The organism is Aestuariibaculum sp. M13, assembly GCF_024723255.1.
In the GTDB taxonomy this organism is placed as follows: domain Bacteria; phylum Bacteroidota; class Bacteroidia; order Flavobacteriales; family Flavobacteriaceae; genus Aestuariibaculum; species Aestuariibaculum lutulentum.
Map to the genome: position 1 here is coordinate 151,709 of NZ_JANIAC010000003.1, position 22,893 is coordinate 174,601.

The 22,893-nt window shown below is 35.9% G+C and carries 20 protein-coding genes; 6 read left to right on the forward strand and 14 right to left on the reverse strand.

Features of this window, described 5'->3' with window-relative positions; translation table 11 throughout:
• Positions 1–36: 36 nt before the first annotated feature.
• The 3 genes from NO995_RS11955 to NO995_RS11965 all read right to left on the reverse strand — a co-directional run bounded on the left by NO995_RS11955 (position 37) and on the right by NO995_RS11965 (position 3,862).
• Positions 37–2,388 (reverse strand): TonB-dependent siderophore receptor, encoded by a 2,352-nt coding sequence (locus NO995_RS11955; protein ID WP_258227718.1) that lies wholly within the window; start codon positions 2,386–2,388, stop codon positions 37–39.
• A complete protein-coding gene (locus NO995_RS11960) occupies positions 2,381–3,277 on the reverse strand; it encodes a FecR family protein (RefSeq protein WP_258227719.1) in 897 nt (298 codons plus the stop codon). Before NO995_RS11960 ends, NO995_RS11955 begins: the two co-directional genes overlap by 8 nt.
• A gap of 69 nt (positions 3,278–3,346) precedes the next feature.
• Positions 3,347–3,862, reverse strand: a complete 516-nt coding sequence (locus NO995_RS11965; protein ID WP_258227720.1) for an RNA polymerase sigma factor — start codon at positions 3,860–3,862, stop codon at positions 3,347–3,349.
• Between the two features lie 112 nt (positions 3,863–3,974).
• Between NO995_RS11965 and NO995_RS11970 the strand changes: the two genes are divergently transcribed.
• The 4 genes from NO995_RS11970 to NO995_RS11985 all read left to right on the forward strand — a co-directional run bounded on the left by NO995_RS11970 (position 3,975) and on the right by NO995_RS11985 (position 8,993).
• Positions 3,975–5,726, forward strand: coding sequence for a hypothetical protein (locus tag NO995_RS11970; RefSeq protein ID WP_258227721.1), 1,752 nt, complete (start codon positions 3,975–3,977; stop codon positions 5,724–5,726).
• A 195-nt stretch (positions 5,727–5,921) separates the two neighbouring features.
• Positions 5,922–7,250: a signal recognition particle protein gene (gene ffh / locus NO995_RS11975; protein ID WP_258227722.1), complete on the forward strand. Its 1,329-nt coding sequence runs from the start codon at positions 5,922–5,924 to the stop codon at positions 7,248–7,250.
• Positions 7,251–7,300: 50 nt separating this feature from the next.
• Positions 7,301–8,176, forward strand: a complete 876-nt coding sequence (gene folD, locus NO995_RS11980) for a bifunctional methylenetetrahydrofolate dehydrogenase/methenyltetrahydrofolate cyclohydrolase FolD (protein ID WP_258227723.1) — start codon at positions 7,301–7,303, stop codon at positions 8,174–8,176.
• Positions 8,177–8,423: 247 nt separating this feature from the next.
• Complete coding sequence (locus tag NO995_RS11985; protein WP_258227724.1) at positions 8,424–8,993, forward strand: acetate uptake transporter; 570 nt, start codon at positions 8,424–8,426, stop codon at positions 8,991–8,993.
• Between the two features lie 123 nt (positions 8,994–9,116).
• Here NO995_RS11985 and rluF read toward each other — a convergent pair whose 3' ends face one another.
• The 6 genes from rluF to NO995_RS12015 are packed head-to-tail and all read right to left on the reverse strand — an operon-like array spanning position 9,117 to position 14,305.
• Positions 9,117–9,932, reverse strand: coding sequence for a 23S rRNA pseudouridine(2604) synthase RluF (rluF, locus tag NO995_RS11990; RefSeq protein WP_258227725.1), 816 nt, complete (start codon positions 9,930–9,932; stop codon positions 9,117–9,119).
• Positions 9,933–9,974: 42 nt separating this feature from the next.
• Positions 9,975–10,799 carry an alpha/beta hydrolase gene (locus tag NO995_RS11995; protein WP_258227726.1) on the reverse strand — a complete coding sequence of 275 codons (825 nt, stop codon included), beginning with the start codon at positions 10,797–10,799 and terminating at the stop codon, positions 9,975–9,977.
• On the reverse strand, positions 10,800–11,174 hold the full coding sequence (locus tag NO995_RS12000; RefSeq protein WP_258227727.1) for a cupin domain-containing protein: 375 nt from the start codon (positions 11,172–11,174) through the stop codon (positions 10,800–10,802).
• A gap of 17 nt (positions 11,175–11,191) precedes the next feature.
• Positions 11,192–12,166 carry a YitT family protein gene (locus tag NO995_RS12005; protein ID WP_258227728.1) on the reverse strand — a complete coding sequence of 325 codons (975 nt, stop codon included), beginning with the start codon at positions 12,164–12,166 and terminating at the stop codon, positions 11,192–11,194.
• Positions 12,167–12,171: 5 nt separating this feature from the next.
• A complete protein-coding gene (locus tag NO995_RS12010) occupies positions 12,172–12,723 on the reverse strand; it encodes a hypothetical protein (RefSeq protein WP_258227729.1) in 552 nt (183 codons plus the stop codon).
• Positions 12,724–12,772: 49 nt separating this feature from the next.
• A complete protein-coding gene (locus tag NO995_RS12015; protein WP_258227730.1) occupies positions 12,773–14,305 on the reverse strand; it encodes a DUF853 domain-containing protein in 1,533 nt (510 codons plus the stop codon).
• 188 nt (positions 14,306–14,493) lie between these two features.
• On the opposite strand from NO995_RS12015, the gene NO995_RS12020 reads away from it, so the two are divergent.
• Positions 14,494–15,123, forward strand: a complete 630-nt coding sequence (locus NO995_RS12020; protein WP_240574890.1) for a 7-carboxy-7-deazaguanine synthase QueE — start codon at positions 14,494–14,496, stop codon at positions 15,121–15,123.
• A 43-nt stretch (positions 15,124–15,166) separates the two neighbouring features.
• On the forward strand, positions 15,167–15,493 hold the full coding sequence (locus NO995_RS12025; protein WP_258227731.1) for a DUF202 domain-containing protein: 327 nt from the start codon (positions 15,167–15,169) through the stop codon (positions 15,491–15,493).
• Positions 15,494–15,544: 51 nt separating this feature from the next.
• On the opposite strand, the gene NO995_RS12030 is transcribed toward NO995_RS12025, so the two are convergent.
• From NO995_RS12030 to NO995_RS12050, 5 genes are all read right to left on the reverse strand, one after another.
• Entirely contained in the window at positions 15,545–16,072 is a 528-nt protein-coding gene (locus tag NO995_RS12030) for a DUF2911 domain-containing protein (protein ID WP_240574892.1), read from the reverse strand.
• Positions 16,073–16,248: 176 nt separating this feature from the next.
• Entirely contained in the window at positions 16,249–19,584 is a 3,336-nt protein-coding gene (gene gatB/aspS / locus NO995_RS12035; protein WP_258227732.1) for a bifunctional amidotransferase subunit GatB/aspartate--tRNA ligase AspS, read from the reverse strand.
• Positions 19,584–20,984 carry an aspartyl/glutamyl-tRNA amidotransferase subunit A gene (locus NO995_RS12040; RefSeq protein ID WP_258227733.1) on the reverse strand — a complete coding sequence of 467 codons (1,401 nt, stop codon included), beginning with the start codon at positions 20,982–20,984 and terminating at the stop codon, positions 19,584–19,586. Before NO995_RS12040 ends, gatB/aspS begins: the two co-directional genes overlap by 1 nt.
• A gap of 3 nt (positions 20,985–20,987) precedes the next feature.
• Entirely contained in the window at positions 20,988–21,257 is a 270-nt protein-coding gene (locus tag NO995_RS12045; RefSeq protein ID WP_240574895.1) for a hypothetical protein, read from the reverse strand.
• A 287-nt stretch (positions 21,258–21,544) separates the two neighbouring features.
• Complete coding sequence (locus NO995_RS12050; RefSeq protein ID WP_258227734.1) at positions 21,545–22,810, reverse strand: porin; 1,266 nt, start codon at positions 22,808–22,810, stop codon at positions 21,545–21,547.
• Positions 22,811–22,893 lie beyond the last annotated feature (83 nt).

The following is a 22,893-nucleotide window of genomic DNA, read 5'->3' on the forward strand; positions in this document are numbered from 1 at the left end:
ACATTGAAAAATGTGTCTTTTTTATTTTATAAAGACTTAAAACCTTACTCTAAAACTCACGTTAGGCGTGATGCCTAACGAATGATTTTCAACTTTGTTTACATTATTGGCAGCGTCTAAAGTATAGTAGCTGTTAATGATGTTACTATGATTTAAAAGGTTCCATATAGAAGCGCCAACCGTGGCTTTAGCTGCATCTGAAATATTAAAAGCATACGTTGCGGAACAATCGGTTCGTAAATAATCTTTAAGGTTTGAACTATTGGGGCTTGCATATGTAATTACATCGTCATCCGGACTGTCGGTAATGTCGGGTTCTGTGGTTGGTTTTCCAGAATGCCAGTTAACACCTAAGGCAAATTTAAAATTATGATTGGTATAGGTTCCTGCAAAAGAAATGGCGTGTCTGATGTCGGTATTATTCGGGAATGATTGTCCATTGTTTAAACTATCGAAAGTATAGTCGTTAATGCTGTAAGAATAGGAAACCCATGAACTCACCGTATTTCCAAACTGTTTATTAATTAGTACATCTAAACCTTTAATATCGTAGCTTCCTAAAGCATGCACAAACTGATACTGGTTTTGAAATCCCTGACTTCGGGTAGTAATGCCGTCTATCTTTTTTAAGTAAGTTTCCAGACTAATGAGTAATTCGTTTTTGTTATAATGAATTCCGGTAGATATTTGTTTGCTCTTTAAAATTGGTACTGGAAAAATAGTCTGATTATCCTTTGTAGTGATTTCTGTATAATTGTTTGCTAAAACCCATCGACGTTTTTCAATACCTAAAAAATCGTTTTGTAAATCGATAATTTGCGTAGTAGTCTGGCTTTTTAACTCTCCAAGAATCTCCAGTCTGAAGTTGTTTAAAAACCGTTGACTAAAACTTAATCGTGGTTCAATTAAAACTTTGTCGAATTTAGGAAAGTAGTTTAAGCGCCCGCCAAAATGAAGTTTGGTTTGTGCATTATTAGATAAATATTGGGTTTCGGCATAAGCCGCATGACTACGAATGACTTCTTTAATATAACTTCTGAAATAAGGATTGTTAACATCCTCTAAATTACTGATGCCAACTTCTGTAAATTGATAACCTCCCTTAATTTTAAACTGGTAATTCGGGGTGTAATTAATATCCAATTTAACAGAGCCATCGTAAACTTCATTTTCCTGAATCAGGCGTTGGTTATTAATAATGTCAAAATTGATGGCATCTAAATCGTAGTTGGAAACATAAATTTGAGAAGTGGTCGAAAATCTTTCATTCCAATCTCTGGTATAGGTGACACTGGCTGCTAAGTTTTCTTGTCTTAAACTGCTGTTTAAGGCTTCGTCTCTATTGTTATTGGTAGATTGCTCGTCGTAATTTAAAAAGTTATTTACATTCAAAAAATGAAAACGGATTTTGTCCTTTTCTGTGATGTTGTAAAGAAATTTTAAAGCCACATCGTAGAAATAGAACTTTTCGTTTTGCGAAATTGAATTAGAACTTGAGGTATTGGTTAAATCGGAATCCTGAAAAATGCGTTTAAAGTATTGGTCGTAGGTTGGTGTGGCAATTAAATCGGTAAGTGAGCGTCTGCTGGATATTTGTACCTCTGTTTTTTTTGATAGTGGAATTTTCGCAAATGCATCGGCATTAATCAGGTTAAAGCCAAGTCCTGCTTTAAATTCGTTATCAATAGTATTGGGTAATTTCATGTCGATAACGCTGGAAATACCATCGCCATATCTGGCACTGCTTCCGTTTTTGTAAACGTTTATTTTCTCGGTTGTATAGGGGTTGAAAGCCGAAATTAATCCGAAAAAATGACCTGACTGATACATTTTAATGCCGTCCCAAAGAAAGAGGTTCTGGTCGTGAGTGCCGCCTCGAATATTGATGTTGGAAACTGTTTCATCGGTACTTATAATTCCGGGAAGTGCCTGGATGGTTTGTAATACATCGGGTTCTATTAATCCGGGAAGAATGCCAAAGGCTTCTGTGTTTATGGTAATGGCACCGTCATTTAGTTTTTCTATACCATTGGTAAGATACTTTGAAACAATAATTTCATCAAGACGCTGTACTTTGAAAGAAGATTCTTCAGATACGATACGCTCTTTAATGGCAACAAACCGAGAATCTAAAATTTCAAACTCTAATGAGGTTTGAATATTTAAAAGGTCTAATGCATCTTGTAAGCTCAGGTCTTTAGAAGGTAAAGGAGCTGCTTTTTCTTTTATGGAAGCATCGGCATACGAGAAACTAATGTTGTAGCGCTCTTCAAGAATTTTTAAAATAGAAAAAAGAGATTGCTTTTCTTGATGGGTTTGTCCGTTAACCGGTAAAAACATCAAAAAACATAATCCGTAAATAATAGAAAGTATAAAGTTTCTATTCACCTTTTAATGTTATAGTATTGTTTGTTTTACTATAGGTTATATGTAACGGTACGGTGATAGATTTTAGTGCAATATCTAAATTATTATGGGTGAAACTACCAGAAAATAATTGGTTTTCATCTATGTTTAATAGTTTCATGTTCACGCCGTATTGTCTTTCGAATTCTGTAATAACTTGTTTGTAAGGTAAACTTTTAAAGGTACTTTCATTATTTAACCACGAAGGTTCTAGGTTTTTTTCTTTTTCTTTAGCAATAAATTTCCCGTTTAGAATTAAAAAACTGTCACCAGGTTTTAATTTAGTCTCTTGTGAATTGTAAGTCACTCCAACTAAACCTTCGTAGCAAATAACTTCAAAAAACTGTTCACGTTGTTTAACGTTAAACTGTGTACCATATACGGTAATAGTACCGGTTTTGGTTTTTACATGAAACAAAGACCCTTTAGAAACTTTAAAAAAAGCTTCTCCAGAAAGGTTGACTTCGCGTTCATTTTTCCAATCACTTTTATTAAAAACTAAAGTCGATTTGGCATTTAAGTTTACAACAGATTGGTCGGGTAGTTCTATAAATGTTTTTTCAGCTAAATCGGTGGTGTAGGTTGTGTCTAAAGTAGTTGTGTAGTAATATAAACTGAAACAAATAGCTAATACCGCGGCAACCCGAACCATGTATTTTGTCCAAGGAGTTGTTGTTTTTTTCGAACTGTTAATTGTGTTTAAAACCTGATCTAAAGCTTCAGCCGTATTGTATTCTTCAGATTTAAAGCTCAGTAAGGCTTTGTTCAACTGAATTAAATCTTCATAATCTTCAAGCTTTTTAAAGGCTTCAAGTTCCTGATTGTTCAGTTCGTTATTTAACCATTTCGATATTAATTGTTCTCTATCCATAATTCCTTATTCGTCTATATAACAGTTAACTATTGTTTTTTCCTACCCTAAAAACTAAAATTTTTAAGATTACAGTTCTTTAATGTCTTTTCTCAATTTTTCAAGAGCGCCGTAAATGCGTTTTTCAACGGCTTTTGTTGATATGTCTAAAATCTCGGCTATTTCCTTAAATCGCTTGCCTTCAATTCTATTCATTAAAAAGGCTTCACGCTGAGCATCTGTTAAATTGGCTAAGGCGAGCTGAACTTTTTTACGGTATTCATCCTCCTGCATTAAAAATTCAGGATTTTCATTAGTATAATGTGTAGGTTTTGTTCCTTGATATTTTAATATCACTTTTTGGTGTGCAGCTTCATTCAGCATTAAGTTGTTTGCGGTAGTAAATACAAAGCTCTTGGCTTTTTCTGGAGTAACTTTTCCGCAGTTTTCCCAGAGTTTTACAAAAGCCTCCTGTACTTTATCTTTTGGGTTAAGTTGCTCTCCGAATTTATAATATAAAAAGTTGTGTAAATCTTTGGCGTATTTATTAAAAATGGAAGAAAACAAACGTTCTTCGCATATATTATCCTGTATCGATTTTGGCATATTCCCTTGAACTTGGAGTAACTAAAATAAAAAAAAAGAATATACAGGGTAGGAATTTTTAAAGTTAACTTGTTCTATTACCAAAAGCTATGATCAACCAAAATTACATATCATGAAAACTAAACTAAAATTATTACTACTACTGTCTTTTTTTGCCCTTTCCCTAATGACGTCTTGCCAGGATGAAGTTGTCGATATTACAACTGCCGAAGAATCTGAAGCTATTGCAGCAAATTCGGAGTTGGCTGTATTAATTGAAGCAACTTCAACTAAAGACGGATCTATGGACAATATTATTGATAGAGCCAGCTGTTTAACGGTTGGGTTGCCAATAACGGTGTCGGTTCATGGTTTGGAAATTAAAATAGATTCAACCGAAGATTATAAAATTATAGCCGCTTTATTTAAGGAGTTCGATTACGATTATAGTGACTTGGAGATTTTCTTTCCCATTACTGTAACGACCTCTAACTTCACTGAAATTACTATTGAATCTAAAGCTGCTCTAATCGAGTTGGCAAAGGAATGCCGTGGAGAAAATGAAGATGATGATGATATTGAGTGTATCGATTTTCAATACCCTATTTCTTTTTCCGTTTACGATACGCGATCTCAGGCTATCGATGTGGTGACTATTGAAAGCGACAGAGCCATGTATCGATTTATTCATAGAGTGCGAGAAGGCGAAGTATTTGCGAGTTTAAACTTTCCTGTGACTATGGTTTTGGGAGATGGAACAACCATAGAAGTGAATAATAATCTGGCATTGAGAAATGCGATGAGAGAGGCTAAAAATGCCTGCGATGAAGATGATGACAACGATTATGGAGATACCGATTTCACTAAAGAGCGTTTAGATAATTTATTACAAACCTGTCCATGGGTGGTGTATGAGTTTGAAAGAAATGAAGATAATTTAGTTGAAAAGTATCACGAGTATGCCATAGTATTTAAAGCTGAAAACATTGTGCAGGTGCGCACCAGAGGAGGTGATACCTTAACAGGAACCTGGTCTACGCGTGTTACAGATAATGGAGCCTTGATAAAGTTAGAGTTTGATACTTTAGTAGATTTTAGTTTGGAATGGTTTGTTTACGATTTAGAATACGGAAGAATTAAATTATATCAGGCCGGAGGTAATCGTGTCATATTAAAGAAAAACTGTGACATTGTTTTCGATTATACTAAAGAACGCATTGAGAATTATTTACAGGAATGTTACTGGCGTGTAGAGCGTTTAAATGTTGAAGGTGTAGATAATGAAAATGAATACATAGGAACACCATTAAAATTCTATGCTGAAAATCTTGTGAAACTTCGCATAAATGGTGAGCTTGTTGAAGGCACCTATCAGGTGACTGCCGTTGATACAGGTTTTATGTTGCAGATAGCTTTTGAAGGTCGACCAAATTTAAATCTGGAATGGTTAATAACTTTCCTTGAACCAGGATTAATCAAATTAGAGAATGATAGTAATAAAATGGTGTTGAAAAGACACTGTCCGGAGCTTGACGTGGATTTAAAAAATATTGACGCCTTATTAATTGTTGGCGATTGGGAAGTTGCTAAATACCAGGATGGAGATGTCGATAAAACTTCAGATTACAGCAACTTTACTTTGAATTTTATGGTTTCAGGTCGTGTAACAGCAACCGATTTAGAGGCTAATGTTATTAACGGATCGTGGTTAGCTTATCGTTATGAAGGGTTATTCCTGGGGATGCGCTTTGAGGAAACCGAGCCTTTTGCAGTGTTAAATCATCGTTGGAGAATTAAAGAAATGTCAACAACACGAATAGAATTAAAAGATTTAAGTGCTTCTGGTGCAGTAGAACGCATTTTAGTATTGGAAAAGAGAAATTAATTCTGCTACAGTTGAAAGTGCAACTTGTTTGTTTAAGTTAGTAGGTTAATTATTTAAGGAAGCTTTCAACGGAAAAGGGCTGTCAAAATATGTATTTTGGTAGTCCTTTTTTTTGTTCCATATTTTGTATAAGTATACTTCTATAATACACAGCAAATCACTAAATTTGCACTTCTTAAAATTTCAATAACAATTATGTTTAATAATTTAAGCGATAAATTAGATAAAGCCTTACACGTTCTTAAAGGACACGGAAGTATTACAGAAGTAAACGTTGCAGAGACTTTAAAGGAAGTAAGACGTGCTTTACTGGATGCCGATGTTAACTTTAAAATAGCAAAACAGTTTACAAATACCGTTAAGGAAAAAGCACTGGGGCAAAATGTATTAACGACATTACAGCCTGGGCAATTAATGGTTAAAATCGTAAAAGACGAGTTAACCGAATTAATGGGAGGTGATGCCGAAGGAATCAACTTGTCAGGTACACCAAGTGTTATTTTAATGTCAGGTTTACAAGGTTCTGGTAAAACAACCTTTTCTGGTAAGCTTGCTAATTATCTAAAAAATAAGAAAACAAAGAAACCTTTATTAGTAGCCTGTGACGTGTATCGTCCTGCTGCAATCGACCAGTTACATGTTGTTGGTGAGCAGATAGGTGTAGAGGTTTTTAGCGATAAAGGAAATCAAGATCCGGTAGCTATTGCTCAGGCAGGTATTGCACATGCCAAAGCCAACGGACATAACGTGGTGATTATAGATACCGCTGGTCGTTTAGCTGTTGATGAGGCCATGATGACCGAAATCTCAAATATTCACGCAGCTATTAAACCACAGGAAACCTTATTTGTTGTAGATTCTATGACAGGTCAGGATGCTGTGAACACCGCGAAAGCCTTCAACGATGTATTGAATTTCGACGGGGTTATCCTTACTAAATTAGACGGTGATACACGTGGTGGTGCGGCTATTTCTATTAAATCGGTAGTGAATAAACCAATTAAGTTTATTGGTACTGGTGAGAAAATGGAAGCGATCGATGTGTTCTATCCGTCACGTATGGCAGATCGTATCCTTGGTATGGGAGACGTGGTGTCGTTAGTAGAGCGTGCACAAGAGCAGTTTGATGAAGAGGAAGCACGTAAGCTTCAAAAGAAAATTGCTAAAAACCAGTTTGGTTTTGACGATTTCTTAAATCAGATTCAGCAAATCAAGAAAATGGGTAACATGAAGGACCTTATGGGCATGATACCTGGTGCAGGAAAAATGTTGAAAGATGTCGATATTGATGATGATGCCTTTAAAGGCATTGAAGCCATCATTTATTCAATGACACCTGAAGAAAGAACCAATCCTTCAATCATCAATGCGAGCAGAAAAAAACGTATTGGTAAAGGATCTGGTACTTCAGTACAACAAGTTAATCAGCTTTTAAAGCAATTCGACCAAATGAGCAAAATGATGAAGATGATGCAGGGTGGTGGTGCTAAAAAGATGATGAGCATGATGCGAGGCATGCGTTAATAGTAAATTTTAAGAACATTTATAATAAACAAGCAAGCAAAATCTGAAATATGACAATTTTAGACGGAAAAAAAGTAAGTAACGATATTAAAGAGGAAATCGCGGTAGAAGTGAGCAACATGGTTGCCAATGGCGAAAAGGTACCTCATTTAGCAGCGATTTTAGTAGGAACAGATGGTGCAAGTATGACTTACGTGAATGCTAAAGTAAAAGCTTGTGAAAAAATAGGATTTAATTCAACGTTAATAGACTTACCTGAGGAAACAACTGAGGAAGTTTTATTACAGAAAATACACGAATTAAATACCAATGACGATATCGACGGATTTATCGTTCAGCTACCATTACCTAAGCACATCGACGAGCAAAAGGTATTAATGGCTATCGATCCAGATAAAGATGTAGATGGTTTCCATCCAACAAATGTTGGTAGAATGGCATTAGATTTACCAACTTTCCTTCCGGCAACACCATTTGGAATCATGGAATTATTAGAGCGTTACAATGTAGAAACCTCTGGTAAAAATGTGGTCGTGATGGGACGTAGTCATATTGTTGGTCGCCCAATGAGTATTTTAATGAGTCAAAAGCGTAAGGCAGGTGATGCAACAGTTACTGTTGTACACAGTCGTACGAAGAACTTAGCTGAGATTACTCGTGGTGCAGATATAATTGTAGCTGCTATTGGTATCTCAGAATACTTAACTGGCGATATGGTTAAAGATGGTGTAGTTGTTATTGATGTTGGAATTACTCGCGTACCAGACGAAACTAAAAAAGCGGGTTACCGTTTAGCTGGTGATGTCGATTTTTCAAGTGTAAGCCCTAAAGCAAGTTTTATTACCCCGGTACCTGGTGGTGTAGGACCAATGACGATTGCCATGCTTCTTAAAAACACATTATTAGCAAGAGAAAGACACGCATAGATAATATCTTTATTGAAAATAAAAAAAGCAGCATTTTTTTAAATGCTGCTTTTTTTTTGTGCGGTCACTTGTCTATTTTCTCCTTTTGGGGAATGAAGATGTGAATCGATTAATATCTATTATCTGTATTTTAAATAACGGCTGCCAGATAGGAAAAAATAAAAGCAATTTTTCTGCTTTTTGTCATAATTTTAAAAATGTTTATATCCTAGTTTTGCCGCCAATTTTAATTATTTAATAGTTCAATATGAGCAACAATAAATTAGCAAATCCGGCTGTAGTTGGATTGTCCGGTTTTGGTTTAACCACATTATTATTACAATTTCATAACCTTGGTTTTTCTGGTTTGGGTCCTGTTTTGTCCATGGGCCTTATTTTTGGAGGATTGGCGCAGTTTATAGCAGGTTTTATGGAGCAAAAAACAGGAAATAACTTCGGTTTTGCAGCATTTACAACTTATGGTGCATTTTGGATTGGTTTGGGTATCATTTGGATTTTAAACCACTTAGGTGTTTATGAAACAACTTCTTTTGAAACAGGTTTGTATTTACTGGGATTTACTTTTTTAACAGCTATATTCTGGGTAGGATCTTTATATATTCATTCAGCCATGGCTGTTACATTTACAACTTTATTGATTGGTTTTATTCTTTTAGATCTGGGGCATTTTGGTTTTCCAGTAATGAATAAAGTTGCAGCTGTTGTTTTAATTATTTGCGCACTTTCTGCCTGGTATATGATGGCTGTCATCATATTGAATGATGTTAGTGGAAAAGAATTGTTGAAGAACGGAAAGGCCTGGATTAGTAAGAAGTAAATACTTTGTTAACCTGATTTTACCTGTGCTGAATTTATTTCAGTATTTCAGAATCTAAAATACGTGCTGATGCCAGATTCTGAAATAAATTCAGAATGACAGCAATAAAAATAAGTAGGGTTTTTAACGCTTTCTACGTTTCGGTTGCCTTTTGTCGTTTTGTTGCGGTCTTTCAGAAGTTGTGCCAGAACGTCTGTCTGTTTTTGGTTTGAAGACTTTAGTTGAGGTGCTAATGAGTTTATTTAATTCGGCGAACTCTTCTTTGGTCAATTCACGGTATTCTCCAACAGGTGTGTCCAGTTTAATGTTCATGATACGAACACGTTTCAGAGTCTGTACTTCGTAATTTAAATACGCACACATACGACGGATTTGTCGGTTTAGTCCTTGGGTAAGTATAATTTTAAATTCGTAAGTGCTTAGCTTTTCTACTTTACATTTGTTGGTGGTTTTCTTTAAATCTTCTAAATAAATCCCACCTGCCATACGCTCAATAAAGGTTTGCGAAATAGGTTTGTCTACCGATACAATATATTCTTTTTCATGGTTATTGCTGGCACGGAGAATTTTGTTCACAATATCGCCATCGTCGGTTAAAAGAATTAAACCTTCACTAGGTTTATCTAATCGCCCAATAGGAAAGATGCGTTTCGGGTAGTTTAAATAATCGATAATGTTGTCTTTTTCAACGCTGGTGTCCGTAGTACACACAATGCCCACTGGTTTGTTGAAAGCCAGATATACAAAGCTTTCTTTGGTGTTTTTTACTTCATTACCATCTACGCAAACCACATCGCCCGGTGCAATTTTAGTACCCATTTCAGGAACACTGCCGTTTATAGTTACACGACCGGCATCAATAAGTTTATCGGCTTCTCGGCGTGAGCAGTATCCAATTTCACTTAAATATTTATTAATACGTTTTAATTCTTCCGACATGGTCTTGAGATAATGAATTTAGGGAGCAAAAATACAACAATTCTAAGCGTTTAAAAACTCTAAAATATGATTGTAAACGATTTCGTTTTTTAAGCCGTGACCAAAACCTTTGGTCTTAACTAGCTTCGCATTTTTATAGTATTTTGAAATGTGAAGCGCATCGCGATATGAAATAATACGGTCTTTTTTATCGTGAATAATTAATCCGTCGGCTTCCAGATGTTCTGAAAAGTTCTTGATGCTGTAAAAACTAGGCAATTTTCCGAAGTGTTTTAAATAATAAGCATCCATAGCATTTACAACTCTTTTGTTGTAGCCCATAATTTTAACGTAGTTTTCAATAACCTCGTCAAAGTTAGAAGGTGCACCTAACATGATTAATTTTTCAACAGGAAGTTTATGGTTATTAGTAGCTAAAGCAGAGGCCGTACCTCCAATAGAATGACCAATAATAATATCTGGTTTAAATGCCTGAGCCACCATATTAATGCATTCTGAATATAAAACTGCATTAAATGTTTTGTGTCCGGAATTACCATGTCCTGGGGCATCTAAAGCCACAATATTATAATCTTCTGTTTTAAAAATGTCTATTAAATCTTTCCATCGATAGGCGTTACTTTCCCAACCATGAACCAGTAAAATAGTTTGTTTAGATCCTGTCCATTGATAGGTGTGGATGTCTATACCGTCGTATTTAAAAACTTTTTGCTTGGTCGGTTTTAGGTATTCTAATTCTTCGGCGTGTAATTTTCCTTTTCTAGGGGTTGAAAAAATATCTACAGCTTTTTTAGCTGCATAACTTGGTGATAGGTAGCTTACTGTGTTAACAAGTTTACCTATGGTTTTAACAAGGGTATTATTCATTTAATGTTCTTCTTCTCGGTGTACTAAATCCATTGAAAATGCAGGTGTGCAAATAGCAATGTATTCGCAGACTTCGGTAAATGGATTGGAGTATTGTACTCGGGTATTGCGTTCTATTTTTATAGATTGTCCAGCTTCTAAAATAACTGTTTCTCCTTCAATAATAAATTGCTTTCTACCACTTATTATAAATGTGTATTCGTCGAATTCAGGTGTTTGAAAAGGTTCGCTCCACCCGGCAGGCGCTTTCATATGGGCGATACTAATGTTGTTATTGCCATTTGTAGCAACGCCAAAATGTTCTTTTATAACTTTGCCATCGGTTGTAGGTACAACAAACGGATTGTTTTGTATCGTATATTTTTTATTGGCCAAAATATTTTGGTTTTCGTTTAATGTCCCTGTAAGGGTTTCTTCTTAATCATACCGCCTTTTAGGTCTTTTACAACCCCCATTATTATAAAGGCGTTTCTGTCTATTTTGTCAATTTCAGTTTGAAGTTTTGCAAGTTCTAAACGGGTGACTACGGTGTAAATAATATCTTTATCGTAACTCTTTCCTGTGGTTCCAAATCCACCTTTGCCGGCATAAATGGTACAGGCACGTCCCAGTTTTTCAGTGAGCATGACACGTAATTCCTCGTGGTGTGTTGATATAATGGTAACACCAACATATTCTTCAACGCCATCAACAACAAAATCGACAGTTTTTGCGGCCGCAAGATACGTTAAAATTGCGTAAAGTGCCGTTTCAATGGAAAGGACATAAGCGCCAACCGAGAATATTAAAATATTGATGAGAAGTAAAACGTCTCCAATAGTGAGTGATAACTTGCGGCTTAAGTAAATAGCCAGTACTTCGGTACCATCTATAACGCTGCCGCCTCGCACAGATAATCCGATACCTAAACCAAGGAAAAAACCACCAAAAACAGAAATTAAAAGTTTATCGTCTGTTATGGTAGGGTAGTCGATAAAATGAACAACAAAAGCTAAAAAAGCAATAGCTGCAATACTTTTAATAGCAAATTTTAAGCTAATGGTTTTTGAGGCTAATATTAAAAAGGGAAGGTTGACAAGTATCAGGAAGATACTTAAATCAAGAGACGTCACATGGTTTAGTAATAATGAAATACCAGTGGCGCCTCCGTCAATAAAATGATTAGGTAATAAAAATCCTTTTAATCCGAATCCGGCAGAAAACACACCAATGATTATAAAGATGTATTCTTTAATAGCGTGAGCCAGTTCCACCTGAAATATCCTTACCAGTGGCACAATTTGCCGTTTACTCACAGGGGCATCGCTTTTGCTTTTTAGTCTTTTGCGAGCAACATCGACCAGTAATTTGGATAAAAACGGATTCATAGGGTTTACCAGTTAATAAAGAAGTACTTTATTTTAGCGTTATCAGGAATATGCATGGCTTCAATATCTAAATTCATATCAAATCTAATATTGGCTGGTAGTTCTTTTTTATCAATAGTAAAACTGGCATTGATATCGTTTACAGAAACCACAACCGAATTAATTAAGTTATCGATTCTTGATATTTTGTAATTGCTGTTAATATCTTTAAACGTACTTGCTGTTGTAATGTTTTTATCGGTTTTGTAACGCGGATCTATAATTTGAATGCTTTTTACGACTGCAGTCGTATCTGTTTTATATTCCGGGTTTAATATTAAAAGTTTTTGTCCTGCTTTATCGAAAACCTCAATGCTTTTATCAACACCCCAGGCGCCTTTATCGTTAAAGGTTTCTGCTATGGAATCGTTAATAAAAACGGTTTTTAAGTCTTTAACAAGTGTAGAGTCTGTTAACAAACCCACATGTTGCTTAGACACTTCGAAGGGGTCTTGGGTTTTACTACAACTTGCAAATAATAAAGACAATGCAGTGATGCTTAATATTAGTTTTTTCATGTAATGATAGATAGGTTGTTTTTTTTATTTTTAAGCGACAAATGTCGTATTATTTTTTCATGATTTTAGTTAAAATACCAAAAACACTTCTAATAAATGTAGCGCTGGTTAATACCTTCACAACTGGGTTCATAGCGGTACTTCGGCGTCTTGTTGATGATGAAGTTTTGGCTTTTTTTAAGGCTTCCTGTTCCTTTTTAGCTTTTTCTTTGGCTTCGTCAGCTTCTGCCTTTGCAATTTTTTCATTTAATAATTCGTAAGCACTTTCGCGGTCTATAGTTTCATTATATTTTTTAACCATTTTTGAGGTTGAAAGTAGTTCTTTCAATTCATCATCTGTTAAAATATCCATACGACTCATAGGTGCTCGCATCATGGTTGCTGCCAAGGGCGTTGGACGGCCTTTTTCATCTAAAGCCGATACTAAAGCTTCACCTGTACCAAGCGATGTTAAAACGTCTTCGGTGTTGTAATATTCAGAATCCGGATAGTTCTGAGCCGTTAACTTAATCGCTTTTCTGTCTTTTGCCGTGAAGGCGCGTAAGGCATGCTGAATTTTTAAACCTAACTGACTTAAAACTTCTTCAGGAACGTCGGTTGGGTTTTGGGTAACAAAATACAGTCCGACACCTTTACTACGAATCAATTTTACGATACTTTCAATTTGATTGAGTAACGCTTTTGAAGCTTCATCGAAAATTAAATGTGCCTCGTCAATAAATATGACCAATTCAGGTCTTCCGGAATCGCCTTGTTCAGGAAAAGTAGAATAAATTTCAGCCAGTAAACTAAGCATAAAGGTTGAAAACAGTTTTGGCCTGTCTTGAATATCGGTTAATCGGATGATGTTTATATAGCCTTGCCCGTTTTCATCAATACGCAGTAGATCCTGAACATCGAATGAGGTTTCTCCAAAAAACAAATCGGCACCTTGTTGTTCCAGTTCTACAATTTTACGTAAGATGGCTCCGGTTGATGCCGTTGAAATTCGTCCGTAAGCTTCAATAAATTCATCCTTCCCTTCATCTGTAGCGTATTGTAAAATCTTTTTAAAATCTTTTAAATCTAATAAAGGCAATTTATTATTGTCGCAGTATTGAAATATTACTGCTACAATTCCGGCTTGCGTATCATTTAAGTCTAAAATTCGAGACAATAATACAGGTCCAAATTCGCTAACGGTGGCCCGAAGTCTAACACCGTTTTGTTCCGATAAGGTTAACATTTCAACTGGAAAACCTTTGGCTTCAAAAGGTAAACCAATTTGAGCCATACGTTCATCTATTTTTACGTGACCCGGACTTGGTTTAGCTAATCCACTTAAATCGCCCTTAATATCCATTAGCAAAACAGGAATGCCACGCTCACTTAAATTTTCAGCTAAAACCTGCAACGATTTTGTTTTTCCAGTTCCGGTAGCTCCGGCAATTAAACCATGACGATTTAAGGTTTTTAAAGGAATTTTTACATGGGCGCCAGTAATGGTTTGTCCATCTAACATGGCGGCACCAACAGGAATGAAGTCGCCTTTTGTTATGTTGCCTTCAGTAATGTGTTTTAAAAAATCGTCTGTTCTGCTCATACCTTTAGTTTTGGTTAAAAATACATGAAAATTGATGAAGAAAAAAATAGCTGTTTTTTGTGAACATCCATAGTCTTAAACCCAATTTTTGCATATTGTTGAATGTCTTTATTTTGATGAAAAAATCAAGACGTTAAATGAACGGTAAAAAAAGTGAAATAAGTAAATGAATACGTATCTTTGCACCCATGAAAAGCGAAATACAATCATTAGTAGAGAAAGGCGAAATGTTGCCTTTAATGGAGGAGTTTTACACCATACAAGGAGAAGGATATCATAAGGGAACTGCCGCATATTTTATTCGTGTTGGTGGTTGCGATGTGGGGTGCCATTGGTGCGATGTAAAAGAAAGCTGGAATGCCGATTTACACCCGCCTACCGAAACAACGAAGATTGTAGAGAATGCTAAAAAGTATAGTGACACCATTGTTATAACCGGAGGGGAACCTTTAACCTGGGATATGACGGCTTTAACAACTCAGTTAAAAGCTGAAGGGATGCAGGTTCATATCGAAACTTCTGGGGCTTATAAGTTAACCGGAATCTGGGATTGGATTTGTTTATCGCCCAAAAAAATGAAGTTGCCTACCGAAGAAGTATATGCCAAAGCCAACGAACTTAAGGTGATTATATATAATAAAGATGATTTTCGTTTTGCTGAAGAACAAGCAGCTAAAGTAAATGGAGATTGTATTTTGTATATGCAGCCGGAATGGAGCAAACGTGATAAAGTAATTCCGGAAATCGTAGATTATGTGATGAAACACCCAAAGTGGAAAGTTTCTTTACAAACACATAAGTATTTAAATATTCCTTAAAAAAATACTGTAATTTTAAGGTGGATGTTTAAGACAGGAAACCTTGAATAAAAAACGACATAAGTTTTTAAGTACTAAGCGAGAGTTTACACCAGACGGCCGAATTATTTTACGCGATCAGTTGTCTATTGAGCGTACACGTTTGGCTAATGAACGAACGTTGTTGTCCTATATTAGATCGTCTTTGTATTTATTGATCGGGAGTTTTGCTTTTTTTCAGTTGAAAGATGAGTATTCTAATTTTGATTACCTGGCTTATATTTCATTGGTCTTTTCGATAGTCTTTTTTGTAATTGGGATTCATCGATTTTATGTGCTACGCCGAAGTTTAAACCGATTATACGATATGGCTGAAAACATTGAAGCATAAAAAAAACACCTTGATATTTCAAGGTGTTTTTTTTATGCTATAAACTTATAATTACTGACTGATTGGTACGGCAACTCTTGTGGTATCCCAAGCTAAAAACATATTATCGTTATCAAATGCTATAGAAAACGCTTCTACAGATTCTCCTTTACTTACAGGAGCTTTTACTCTTAAAACATCGTTGGCTTCTTTGTAATTGTAGGCTCCCCAAACATCGGTGTCTGAACTTAAAATAATTGTCCATTCACTATCACCAGGAATCGTGTATAACGAGTATGTGCCAGCTTTAACATCTTTGCCTCCAAGTTTAGAATCTTTATAGAATTTTATTTCTGCTGCTTCGTTAGCACCTGTTCTCCAAACTTTTCCGTTTGGTGCTAAGGTTGCTAAAGCTCTTCCGTTAAGTTGCGGTCTGCTGTATATAACTTTTGCCATTGGTGGAGCATTTCTGTCGGTTCTGTAATAAGCAATGTCTAATGGGCTTTTGTCTAATTTTGCAAATTTTTGAGCACTTGCATTTAAAGAAAATAGCATAACAAAGGCAAAAGCAAGTGTGGTTAATAAAGTTGATTTTTTCATAAAAATGATATTAGTTGTTTAAAGATTATTGTGTTTTTAAAGATAAAATGAAATGTTCTTAAAGTTTATTTAAATATTATTTAAGACTGTTAAAGTTTTTAATTTGTTTAAATTCAATGATAAAAAAAAGCTCCAGAACATGCTGAAGCTTTTTTATTATTAACTCAAACTGAGAATTATTTTCTCATGATTTTCACATTCATTTCTTCTACTTTTTTATCTGAAAGCATGGATGGCGCCCCAAACAGTAAATCTTCACTGGTTCCGGTTTTAGGGAAAGCCATCACTTCACGAATGGATGTTTTCTTTTCTAAAATCATCATTAATCGGTCTACACCCCAGGCAATACCACCGTGTGGCGGGGCCCCGTAGTGGAACGATTTGTACATGGTGCTCACGCTTTTTAGCATTTCTTCTTTATTGTAGCCCATGTTTCTGTAAGTGGCTTCTAAAATCTCTGGTTTGTGGGCACGCACCGAACCGCCACCAATTTCGTAACCATTCAGAATTAAATCGTATTGCTGAGCAATAATGGAACCGATTTCTTCGTCGTTACCGCTCATGTGTTTTTCAATATCGTAAACAGCAGGCATTGAGAATGGGTTGTGTGTAAATGTCCAACGACCTTCATCTGTTTTTTCGAACATTGGGAAATCGACTACCCAGGCTGGTCTTAATTCTTTAGGGTTAATTAATTTCAACATGCTTCCTAATTCTTGGCGTACGGCATCTAAAGCTTTATTTGCAGTCGCATAATCGGCAGCCGAGAAGAATACAATATCACCTACCTGAGCATGCGTAGCTTTAATAATTCCGGCAGCGATGTCTTCACCTAAGAATTTAATAATTGGCGATTGTAAATCGTCTTCGTTCACAATAATATAGGCCAAACCACCTAAACCGTGTTGCTGTGCTATGGCTGTTAATTTTTCAATCTGCCCTTTAGATAAACGCTTTTTACCTTGCTCTTCGGCTGTTACTTTAATACATTTTACAATACCGCCTTCTTCAATTGGTTTACTGAAAACCTGGAATGTCGTGTCTTTAACAATCTCAGTTATATCCTGAAGTTTTAATCCAAAACGTAAGTCTGGACGGTCGCATCCGTAATAGTCCATCGCTTCTTTGTAGGTCAGAACTTCAAACGGGTGTAAAATCCATTTGTTACCGTAAATTTTAGTCACAACTTCATTAAACATTTTAGTGTTTAAATCTATGATTTGCTGCATACTCGCATAAGCCATTTCAATATCCAACTGCGTAAATTCCGGCTGACGGTCACCACGAGAATCTTCATCTCTGAAACAACGAGCAATCTGGAAGTATTTTTCGTAACCACTCACCATGAGCATTTGTTTAAACTGCTGAGGAGCCTGTGGTAGTGTGTAAAATGCTCCGGCTTGTTTTCTGGAAGGTACAATAAATTCACGGGCACCTTCATCGGTTCCGGCACTTAAAATTGGCGTTTCTATTTCAAGGAAGTCCTGTTCATCTAAAATGTCGCGAAGCAGCTTAATAACTTTATGACGGTTAACAATCGTACGACGCACATCGTCATTTCTGTGATCTAAATATTTATATTGAAAACGCGTGTTTTCGTTTGTTTTAGTGGCACGTTTTATTTCAAACGGCAGTGTTCTAGATAAATTTAAAATATCAAGGTCTTTGGCCTCAAGTTCAATTTTTCCTGTGCGTAAAGCAGTATTGTAATCATCTTCTTTACGTTGCACAATAGTTCCCGAAACTGTTATTACCGACTCAGGCTTTAAACGTACCAGTTCATCAAGGTTAGCGAAAGACTCTCGGCTTAAACGAACCTGGAAAATTTCGGTACTTGAATCTCGCAAATCAATGAAAATTAATTCGCCGTGATCACGAACACTCGAAACCCAACCTGCAAGAGTGACTTCCTGATTAATGCTATTATCAGTAATATCGGTAATTAAATGTGTGCGATATTCTTCTTTTATCACAATTGGAATTTCAGGTAAAACTTCTTCTTGTTCTTTTTTAGAAGAACTCTGCGCTTCAGCTTTTGTTTTTACAGTTGATTCAGCTGATGAAGTTGAAGTGCTATCCGCTTGAAGAATATTTAAAATACCTTCACGAATCACTTTTCCAGAAGCGCCTTTACCGATAATGGCGATTACTTTTCCGACTAAAATTCCTGCTTTTCCTTGGTTTCCGCCTTTAATGTCGTTAGCTATGGCTTCGTTTTCTGAAATGACTTTAGCAATGGCATCCTGGATTTTTTCTTCAGAAATGGTGTTCTCATCAAAATATTGGTTGTAGTCAAAATGTCTGTCTTTTAAATACTCAGTAATCGCATTTTGCACTAATACCGATGTGATTTTTTCCGATTTAAACAACTGGAAAATTTCAATTAAGTGTTCAATACGGTGAATGTCTCCGTATTCTTCAGGTTTGATGTTGTTAGTTAATGTTTTTGCAACAAACGACGGATCTTGAATAACATCGTTAATTGCTACAAAAGTTTCAGAACGTAAAGAATCAGCAGTGAAAAACTTCGCATCCTGCGGTAAAACACCACCTTTAATTAAGATAGATTCTACCGCAAAAGGTAATGAACTTACATCAACATCAATCGATTCTACCACATCTTTTATACAAACAAAAGGCAGGTCTGGTTCCGAGATAAAACGGTAATCTGCCTCGTATTCCTTTTTACGCATGGTTTTGGTTTGCTTCAAATCGGCATCCCAAAGCACGGTAGTTTGATCTGGTCTAAATTCTTTATGCTCGATATAATAGTTCAGTTGTTTTTCAACTTCTTCTTTTAAGGCATCGACCATAAACTTAAACGAGTTTAAGTTTTTTATTTCGGTACGCGGATTTAAAGCATAAGAATGTTTTTTACGAAGTGACACCGACACATCCGACTTAAATTCTCCTTTTTCTAAGTTAGCTTCAGAGATTTTTAAATTCTGAACAATACGCTGAATGTATTGTGCGTAAGTTGAAGCATCTTCTATATGACGAATGCAAGGTTCGGTAACAATTTCAATAAGCGGTACACCAGCTTTGTTGAAATCTACCAAAGAAACCGCTTTTTCGTGCATCAGTTTAGCTGCATCTTCCTCGATATGTACTTGAGTTAAGTTTACAGTAAACTGAGACCCATCATTACGGAAACAAGAGACTTGTCCGTCGGGAATAATCGGGTTGTGAAACTGTGTAATTTGTATGTTTTTCGGGTTGTCCGGATATTCGTAGTGTTTTCTATCCCACGAAATGACATTGTTAGAAAAGGTTGATTTTACTGCTTTTCCAAAATAAATAGCCTTTTTTACGGCCTCTTTATTAACAGCAGGTAAAACCCCCATTTGGCCGGTGCAAACAGAGCATATATTTTGGTTTGGTGTTTCAATTTCTTGGTTAGGACAAGAACAAAACAGCTTGGTTTTTGTGTTTAATCGAACGTGAGTTTCCAGTCCGATAACCAATTCTAATTCGTGTGCTTTTAAAAGCGCGTCTAATTGTTCTAATTCCATTATATCGTATCTTTTAAGAAGTTAGCAAACTTCAAAACAAGTTCGTCATTCGTTTTTGCGGCTGTGATTTGTAAGCCTGTTTCGGTGCCTTGCGGAACCGTTAAAGTTGGTAATTGGCCAAGACTAAATCCAACTGTGTATGCATCGCTTAAATACATGGCGTGCGGATCTTTTAAGCTATTTCCAATTTCTGGAGGTGTGCTTGGTGTTACCGGTGATAAGATAATGTCAACATCTTTAAAATCATCTTCAAAGTTTTCTGAAATCGCATCGCGAAGCGCTAAACTTTTTAAGTAGATTTCATCTGAAAACCCTTGCGATAGTACCTGGTTTCCACCAACAATTCTTCGTTTAGTTTCTTCTGAAAAATTCTCAGAACGGGTAACCGCGTACGATTCTTTTAAGTTTTTATCATCAATACGGTTACCGTAGTTACTGCCATCTAAACGCGATAGGTTAGAGGCGGTTTCTGCCATGGCCAATGTATAATAGGTAGACACCAAAATATCAGACTGAAAGAAATCCAGTTCTTTAACTTCGATACCTTTGGCTTTAATTTTTTCAATAGTACTTAAAAAGTCCGATTTGATTTTCGGATCAATTGCGTCACTTTCAATAAAGTTTTTAAAATAACCTACTGATTTAATTTCAGAAGCATCTGTAATGCTATCGGCGGTAATTTCCGCGGAAGTGTAAGTAGTTTGATCCTTTACATCTTTACCACTCATTACGTTTAAGACGATACGTATATCTTCAACTGATTTGGCGATAGGTCCAACACAATCTGTTGACGAAGCATAGGCCATAAGTCCGTAGCGCGAAATACGTCCATAAGTGGGTTTTAGTCCGTAAACATGGTTGTAACCTGCTGGTTGACGTACCGACCCTCCGGTATCGCCACCAATAGAAAATACAGTATAATCTTTCGCTACATTTACAGCCGAACCTCCACTGGAACCACCGCCTACAAGGTCTGGGTTAATGGCATTTTTAACCGATCCGAAAATAGTGTTTTCACTTGACGAACCGTGACCAAAACTATCACAGTTTTCTTTTACCAAAGGAATAGCGCCAGCATCCAGTAATTTTTGAATTGCTGTTGCGGTGTACGCCGATTTGTAGTTTTTAAGTAAATCGGAACTCGCCGTGGTAGTTGTGCCTTGCAGCATGTAAACATCTTTAATACCAAAAGGAATCCCTTCCAACAATCCAATAGTTTCACCATTTGCAATTTTGGCATCGACTTTAGAGGCTAAATCAAGGGCTAAATCCTCTAAAGTGGAATTTACCGTGTTATGGGTGTTAGCTTTTAAAGCGCTTAATTTTTCAGTAACCAGAGCAACACAGGATATCTCTTTGTTTGCCAGTTGCTGGTGAATTTTATGTATTTGAGAGTCCATATGTTATTCTTCTATAATTTTAGAAACTACTAAGTAGCCTTTTTTCTCTTTCGGGAAGTTTTCAATAATAATTTGCTTTTCGGTTGCAGAACTTTCAATCACTTCGTCTTCTCTTAAATCGTCTAAGGACACGCAATTATTACGATTATTATTAAAAGAGGTATTATTTGTTGCCTGTGCATTTTTAATTACATCAAATAATTTGTTCACAGCCTCGCTGGGTTGTGCTCCTTTAATACTCGACAGGATGTCGACGGTCATAATTTTACTCATGTCTAATAAATTTTCGGTTAAAAAAAAGCCTTCCGAACTCGGAAGGCTTTTTACATATATTTTAAACAATAACCTTCCTGTCCTAACTTTTAGGATTATTGAAATTATTATTGTTGTTAATTACTGTCATTTTTATTTATTCGTTCTCAAATATATAGAGAATAAACATACTATCAACATTTTTTTTAAGGATACACTAAGGTATTATCGATTTGTTAAAAAAGTTAAAAATAATTTATTGTTTATATAACGAAACTGGTGTTTGTGTTTAATTTTTAAAAATGGGTTTAATGAAACGAAATTTGATATTGAAGAACTGCCATACCTTTATAGTCTTTTTGTTCTAAAGTTGTGGCATCAAAAATAGGACGGTGCTGATATCCTAAACTTATTTTGTTGTCATGAGAGCCATTGATAAGAAAGTTTACGGTAAAATCATATACGGTCATGTTATCATTTAAAGCATCCCAGTTAGAATGTTGCACAGCAATATTTGGTTGAATAACTGTTGGGAGATTTAAAATTTGTGCCTCTTTAAAAGCATAACCAAATTGTCCATACCAGGTAGTTCCTGTTCCAATCATTGGGAATGCAACCCCAGAGCCGTTAAAGTCAGTGCCGCCGCCAGTAGTTGGGTTGTTAGCGCCAACATTTCGGATGTAGTCTTTACCAAAATCGTAATCGAAATACCCTAGGTATGCTGTAATAGCATTGCCATTTGAAAGCGGAAGATTTAAAAAAGAATCGGCTGCAAAATGAGTAATGTCGTAAATGTTGGTTTCCTCAAGGTTGGCATCGCCGTCGCTCATCGCTTCCGGTTGATATTGAAATCCAGCACCTATATTAAATACTTTTTTCTTTTGAAGGTAGGTGCCAGTCTGGTAAGCCGATTTGTTCGATTCATGATCAAAGAATTGGTATTTTACATAAGCTGAAGTTTTTACTCGGGGTTTGTTGTTAGCAAAGTTGACAGAGCCATTCGGAACGTTTTTTACATAAAAGGGTCTGTTAAACGTCATTCTGTAATCAAAATTTCCAGCCTGACCTTTAACCCAAAGTCCAAATAAACGTCCAATATCATCATTAATTTCAACAGAGTTTAACGTAAACAGAGGAGAGTCTAATCCCATTAAAGTTTTACTGGAACGAATATTCCATCTGTTTAAACCTTGCCAGCCCGATTTTCCAAAGCCAACCTCAAAATATTTTGCAAAAGAATATTCTACATATAAATCTAAGATGCCAATAGGGAAGTCATCGCCTTTAAAATTGTAATTGTTACCGCCAAACATACCATAAGCATATATTTTTGGTGTTATTTGAGCAGATATAGGAATGCGTAATCTGCGAATAGAAATATCAAAAAAATCAGAAGTAGGTTCTCCGTGAATTTCCGAGCCGTCATTTAAATCGGAATATCTAAGCCAGAATTGAGAGGTAATGTTCCAGTTAAAGGTAGGTTTGAATTGTTCTGTCTCTTGACTTAGTATCGTTGCAGGGAAAAATAGAGAGAGTAAAAAGCAATAGACTAAGGTTTTGTTTTTAATTTTCATAACGGTGTTAAGTTATTTAGTGTAACGCAAATTTATTGCTTACTAAATGATGAAAATGTGACAAACATCATGTTTACGATGAA